Source organism: Pseudomonas sp. SJZ078, from assembly GCF_007828255.1.
Taxonomy (GTDB): domain Bacteria; phylum Pseudomonadota; class Gammaproteobacteria; order Pseudomonadales; family Pseudomonadaceae; genus Aquipseudomonas.
This window is the reverse complement of record NZ_VIUG01000037.1, coordinates 42,478-48,588: the sequence shown is the minus strand read 5'-3', so window position 1 is coordinate 48,588 and position 6,111 is coordinate 42,478. Positions and strand designations below refer to the sequence as shown.

General features: G+C 59.5%; 7 protein-coding genes. 2 read left to right on the top strand and 5 right to left on the bottom strand.

Annotated elements, in window-relative coordinates; genetic code table 11:
- The coding region (locus FBY02_RS24435) for a carbon starvation CstA family protein (RefSeq protein WP_306085256.1) at positions 1-326 on the bottom strand (326 nt) is incomplete at its 3' end.
- Positions 327-485: 159 nt separating this feature from the next.
- On the opposite strand from FBY02_RS24435, the gene FBY02_RS24430 reads away from it, so the two are divergent.
- Positions 486-842 (top strand): PilZ domain-containing protein, encoded by a 357-nt coding sequence (locus FBY02_RS24430; RefSeq protein ID WP_144930686.1) that lies wholly within the window; start codon positions 486-488, stop codon positions 840-842.
- A gap of 96 nt (positions 843-938) precedes the next feature.
- Here the strand turns inward: FBY02_RS24430 and radA are convergent, their stop codons facing one another.
- The 3 genes from radA to katB all read right to left on the bottom strand — a co-directional run bounded on the left by radA (position 939) and on the right by katB (position 4,513).
- A complete protein-coding gene (gene radA / locus FBY02_RS24425) occupies positions 939-2,306 on the bottom strand; it encodes a DNA repair protein RadA (protein WP_144930684.1) in 1,368 nt (455 codons plus the stop codon).
- A 43-nt stretch (positions 2,307-2,349) separates the two neighbouring features.
- Positions 2,350-2,898, bottom strand: coding sequence for an ankyrin repeat domain-containing protein (locus FBY02_RS24420; protein ID WP_144930682.1), 549 nt, complete (start codon positions 2,896-2,898; stop codon positions 2,350-2,352).
- Positions 2,899-2,971: 73 nt separating this feature from the next.
- The gene (gene katB, locus FBY02_RS24415) at positions 2,972-4,513 is read right to left on the bottom strand and encodes a catalase KatB (RefSeq protein WP_144930680.1); all 1,542 of its coding nucleotides are present in this window, start codon (positions 4,511-4,513) and stop codon (positions 2,972-2,974) included.
- 280 nt (positions 4,514-4,793) lie between these two features.
- On the opposite strand from katB, the gene mscL reads away from it, so the two are divergent.
- Entirely contained in the window at positions 4,794-5,207 is a 414-nt protein-coding gene (gene mscL / locus FBY02_RS24410; protein ID WP_144930678.1) for a large-conductance mechanosensitive channel protein MscL, read from the top strand.
- Positions 5,208-5,327: 120 nt separating this feature from the next.
- On the opposite strand, the gene FBY02_RS24405 is transcribed toward mscL, so the two are convergent.
- On the bottom strand, positions 5,328-6,104 hold the full coding sequence (locus FBY02_RS24405; protein WP_144930676.1) for a ferredoxin--NADP reductase: 777 nt from the start codon (positions 6,102-6,104) through the stop codon (positions 5,328-5,330).
- Positions 6,105-6,111 lie beyond the last annotated feature (7 nt).

The window sequence follows — 6,111 nt, the reverse complement described above, 5'->3', positions numbered from 1 at the left end:
ACCGGCCCGACCAGCGGCCCCGCGCCGGCAATGGCGGCGAAGTGGTGACCGAAGAGGATGTGCTTGTTGGTCGGGACGAAGTCCAGGCCATCGTTGTTGAGCACGGCAGGGGTGGCCCGGCGCGCATCGAGTTGCATCACGTTGTTGGCGATGAAGAGGCTGTAGTAGCGATAGGCGACCAGGTAGATGGCCACGGCTGCGACGACGATCCAGAGGGCGTTGATCGCCTCGCCTCGGCGCAAGGCCACTACGCCCAGGGCGCACGCTCCTACAACGGCCAGCAGGAGCCAGGGCAGATGGCGCAGCAGGCTATTATTGTTTTTCATTTTTATATTCCAGCCAGGGGTGGACAAGAAAGACAGCCACCGAAGTTTAGCTCTAACGGCAGCAAAGGCCATACCCGACATTCGTCTGTCATCGGCCAAACGGTGCCAGCGACGCGCCAGTTGGGTCTATAGTCAGTGAATCTTCAGAGGGATTGGGCAATGAGCGAACGCCGCCGCTTCGTACGAATCGAGTTTCATGCCAGGACCGAACTGAGCCAGCCCCCATACACTTGGCCAGTGGAATTGCTGGACCTGTCCCTGAAGGGCCTGTTGATCGAAAAGCCCGAACCCTGGCAGGGCAATCCTGAAAAAACCTTCGTCGCCAACATCCACCTGGGCAATGACGTGAAGTTGAGGATGGAGGTTCGGTTGGCCCACGACGACCACGACCACCTGGGCTTCGTCTGCGAGCATATCGACCTCGACTCCATCGCCCACCTGCGTCGGCTGGTGGAGCTGAACCTGGCCGATCATGATGAGCTGGAGCGGGAATTGGCGGCGTTGATTCAGGTTTAAAATCGACCAGGCCTGTTGAGGGCTGCCATGCAGCCCAGCGGGGATAAATCCCCTTGCCACAAAAAACCCACACAAAGGCCACTGCACAGCCTTTGTTTACTCAAACAACGCATCCAACGCCTGCTCCAACCGCGTCACGGCAATGATCTGCAACCCCTGCGGCGCTTCCTTCGGTGCGTTGCCCTTGGGCACGATAGCGCGCTTGAAGCCATGCTTGGCTGCCTCCTTGAGTCGCTCCTGCCCGCTGGGCACCGGCCGGACTTCGCCCGACAGGCCGACTTCACCGAATACCAGCAGGTCATGGGGCAACGGTCGATTGCGCAGGCTGGACATGACCGCTGCCATCAACGCCAGGTCGGAGGCGGTTTCCAGTACCTTCACGCCGCCCACCACATTGAGAAAAACGTCCTGGTCGTGGGTAGGAATGCCGCCGTGCCGATGCAGTACGGCCAGTAGCATCGCGAGCCGGTTCTGATCCAGCCCCAGGGTGACCCGGCGCGGGTTCGCCAGGTGACTGTCATCCACCAGCGCCTGCACCTCCACCAACATTGGTCGAGTGCCTTCCCAGGTCGCCATGACCACGCTGCCCGGTACTTCTTCCTGGGCACGCGTCAAAAAAATTGCCGAAGGATTGGAGACTTCTTTCAGGCCCCTGTCGGTCATACCGAACACACCCAGCTCATTCACGGCGCCAAAGCGATTCTTCACCGCCCGCAACAACCGCAGGCGCCCATCGGACTCGCCCTCGAAATACAACACGGTATCGACCATATGCTCCAGCACCCGCGGCCCCGCCAGCGCGCCTTCTTTGGTGACATGACCCACCAGGAAAATCGCCGTGCCGCTCTGCTTGGCGTAACGCACCAACAACGCCGCGCTTTCACGCACCTGGGACACACCGCCCGGCGCCGATTGCAACTGTTCGGTGAAAATCGTCTGGATCGAGTCGATCACCATCACCTTGGGCTTTTCCAGGCGCGCCGTGGCGATGATGGTTTCGATGCAGGTTTCGGTCATGACCCGCAACTGATCCTGGGGCAGCCCCAGGCGCCGGGCACGCATGGCGACTTGCTGCTGAGACTCTTCGCCAGTGACGTACAGCGCCGGCATGCGCGTGGCGATGTTGCACAAGGTTTGCAGCAGGATGGTGGATTTGCCAATCCCTGGGTCGCCGCCGATCAAGACCACCGAGCCGTCCACCAGACCGCCACCCAACACACGGTCCAGTTCACCGGACGCGGTGGAAAATCGCGGGATCTCCTCGACGCTGACTTCGGCCAGGGTCTTGATCTGCGCCTGCTGGCCGGCCCACCCGGTGCGTCCGGTGGGCGCCGCGGCAGCGCCACTTTCCACCATGGTTTCGGTCAAGGTGTTCCAGGCGCCGCACTCACCGCACTGGCCGGCCCATTTGGGAAAGGTCGAGCCGCACTCGGTGCAGCCGTACATGCGCTTTGCCTTGGCCATCTGAACTCCGGGAGAAAAACCGCGATGATAGCCCAGGCGAGGGTCAGCGCGGGGCCGGCATTCTGATTTCACCGCTGGCCAGATTCGCCGCCGTATTGCCCAACGGGTCCGCAGCGTCCATGTCGGCGCCCTTGGCCTTCAAGGCATCGAGCAGCTCGACACGGTTGAACAGGCCGGCATACATGGCGGCGGTCTGCCCGGCGCCGTTGCGCTGATCCGGGCTGCAATCGGTGGATAACAGGCGCCGCGCGATCTGCACTTCCCCCTTGAAAATGGCCCCCATCAACGCCGTGTTGCCGCGCTTGTCCTGGACACAGGCATCGGCCCCCGCGGCCAGCAGCCGCTCCACCGCAGGGCCGTGACCGTGGTAAGCCGCCAGGATCAGGGCGGTGTAGCCCTTTTCGTCCTGGGTATTGAGCGAGTAATGAGCGTCGATAAAGGCATCGAGCATGGACACATCACCCCGACGGGCGGCATCGAAGTAATAGGTTTGCAGCTCTTCTTGTACAACTGCCGGATCGGTCGGCAGGGACTGATCGGCCAACGCGGCCAATGACCAGGTGGCAAGCAACGAACACAGGAAATAACGCATCACGGTGCCTCCTTTTGACACAGGACTGTGGGAGCAGACCTTGCTCCCACAGGGCATGTACCTGACCTATGGATCAGTCGGTCAGTTTTTCCGCCAGCGCCTTGACGCGGGCCAGGTCACCCTTGGCGACACGGGCCACGCCAGTGCCATATTCCGGGTCGGCCTTGTAGAGGAACGACAGGATGATGTGCTTGCTCTCGTCATCGGTGGTGGCCAATGAGCCGCCGAAGCTTTCGATCAGGTCATTGCGCTCCTTCTGGCTGAACGAGCGGTACAGGTCGCCGGCCTGCTTGAAGTTCTGCTCGCGCTGGATCTTCGCCTGCTGGGTACTGCCGCTCAACGCGGTCTGGCTGTAGCGCGCCGATTGCAGCTCCTCGCGGGGCATCAGGCGGCTCGGCTGGTAATTCACCCCGGTGCTGGTGCTCCCCGGGTTCATCGCGCCGTCCTGGTTACCGGTGTTCACCGCCACCTTGGGGGCGTTGATCGGCAATTGCAGGGCATTGGCGCCTATCCGGTACATTTGCGTATCGGCATAGGAAAACACCCGGCCCTGCAACAGACGATCTTCCGAAGGCTCGATACCGGGAACCAGATTGGCCGGGGCCATCGCCACCTGTTCGGTTTCCTGGAAGACATTGGCCGGATTGCGGTTCAAGACCATTTGCCCGACTTTACGCTCAGGCACGCCCGGCCAGATCTTGGTGGCATCCAGCGGGTCGAAATCGAACTTGGACAAGTCCTGCGGGTTCAGGACCTGGACATACAAGTCCCACTTCGGAAAGTCACCCTTATTGATATGGCTGACCAAGTCGTTGGTCATGTGGCTGTAATCCTGCCCTTGAACCTTCACAACTTCTTTCGGATCGAGATTCTTCAGGCCCTGCAGACTTTTCCAATGGAACTTGACGTAATGAACTTCGCCCTTGGCATTCACCAACTTGTAGGCATGCACGCCATTACCGTCCATTTCACGGTAACTCGCCGGAGTACCGGAGTTTGAGTACAACTCGGTCAGTGTCCGAGTTGCTTCTGGTACATGGGAGAAGAAGTCGAAACGACGTGAATCGTCGTCCAGGTTGGTCCGTGGATCGGGTTTGAAGGCATGGACCATGTCCGGAAACTTGATGGCGTCGCGAATGAAGAAGGTCGGGAAGTTGTTCCCAACCAGGTCCCAGTTACCGTCGGCCGTGTAGAACTTGGTGGCAAAACCACGGGGGTCACGCAGGGTTTCCGGCGAATGATTGCCATGCACCACGGCAGAAAAACGCACGAATACGGGAGTGACCTGCCCTGCCGCAAAGACCTTCGCCTTGGTCAGATCACTGAGGTCGTTGGACACGGTAAAGGTGCCATGGGCACCGGTGCCACGGGCATGCACCACGCGCTCGGGAATGCGCTCACGATCGAAACGCTGGAGTTTCTGGATCAGCTGCACGTCCTGCAGCAAAGTCGGCCCATTGGGGCCTGCCGTCTGCGAGTTCTGGTTGTCGCCGACAGCGGCCCCGTTATCGCGGGTCAGGGTGGCAGCGTTGACGGAAAAAGACAGCAGGCCAGCGGTCAGCACAAAAAGGGCGCGACGTTGGGGAAGAGTCCCGCCGCCAAGGGAAGTGTTCATAGAATTTCCTCTGATGTTATAGAGCGCATCCATGTGCGCTTGTCAGAGGCTAGTGCTCGAAAAAGCAAAACCTAAATAGAAATGCCATACCGCACTGATAGAGAAAACCTTATAGGGAGCCCACTTGAAACCGGGTATCACGCGCGATTGATAGCACTTTGTAAACCTTTAGCGGGAAGCCAGGTCGATAGCTGGGGAGCTTTGTAAGTAGACGTGTCGAGCGAGGTGCGTTTGACTGGATTACACTGCCACTCAACTCATTTGTCACAAGGAACCATTCATGGGCATGTTAAGCGAGTTCAAGGCCTTCGCGGTCAAAGGCAATGTCGTCGACATGGCCGTCGGGATCATCATCGGCGCCGCTTTCGGCAAAATCGTTTCGTCATTTGTTGGCGACGTGGTCATGCCGCCAATCGGCCTGCTGATTGGCGGGGTGGACTTCAGTGACCTGGCCATCACCCTCAAGGCTGCCCAAGGTGACACACCGGCGGTGGTGCTGGCCTACGGCAAATTCATCCAGAGCACCATCGATTTCATCATCGTTGCGTTCGCCATCTTCATGGGCGTCAAGGCAATCAACCGTCTCAAGCGTGAAGAGGCCGTTGCCCCGAGTGCGCCACCAGTTCCCAGCAAGGAAGAACTGTTGCTGAGTGAGATTCGCGACCTGCTCAAGGCCCAGAACGAAAGGTCCTGAGCGCTATTTGCTGAGGTGGTTCGTCAATTGAACACTGTCTATCAGCAGCCCTGACTTGGGGCTGCTGCGCAGCCCGGCGGGAGCAAGCTCCCTCGCCACAAGCTTCCTGCTGGCACTGGCCTACCAATAGTTTTCCACCGCCACCTGGCCCGGCCGCCGGGAAAGGCTCAGTTGCAGGCCCCTGGCCTTGAGCAGCTTGCGCGTGTCATCGATCATCTGCGGATTGCCGCACAACATGACCCGCGAATGCTCCGGCGTCAGCGTGACCCCCGCCGCTCGCTCCAACTCGCCATTTTCCAGCAGCGTCGTGATACGTCCGTTCAATGCCCCGGGATGCTGCTCCCGGGTCACGGTTGCGATAAAACGAAACTTGTGGGCGTGCTCGGCCAGGTAATCGCGCTGGCCCAACCCATCAATAAGTGCCTGATACGCCAGCTCCTTGGCCTCGCGAACACTGTACACGAGGGTAATCCGCTCGAATCTTTCCCATACCTCGAAATCCTGGAGAATCGAAAGAAACGGCGCCACTCCCGTCCCGGTGGACAGTAGCCATAAATCCCGTCCATCAACGAAGCGGTCAAGCGTCAGGTAACCAAATGCCTGGCGATCTACCAACAGGCTGTCATCCGGTTTCAAACGGCTGAGTTCACTGGTGAACTCGCCATCCGGAACGACGATGGAAAAAAATTCGAGAAACTCGTCGAACGGCGAAGACACCATGGAATAGGCCCTCCAGACAGTATTACCGTCCGCCTTGGCCACCCCCAAACGGGCGAACTGCCCCGCCCGGAAACGAAAGCCACGATCCCGGGTGGTGCGCAAGGTAAACAAATGGGAGGTCAATGGTTGCACGTCCATCAGGGTCTGACGGGTGAACTTCTCTGCGCTGTCGGTCATGAGCCAC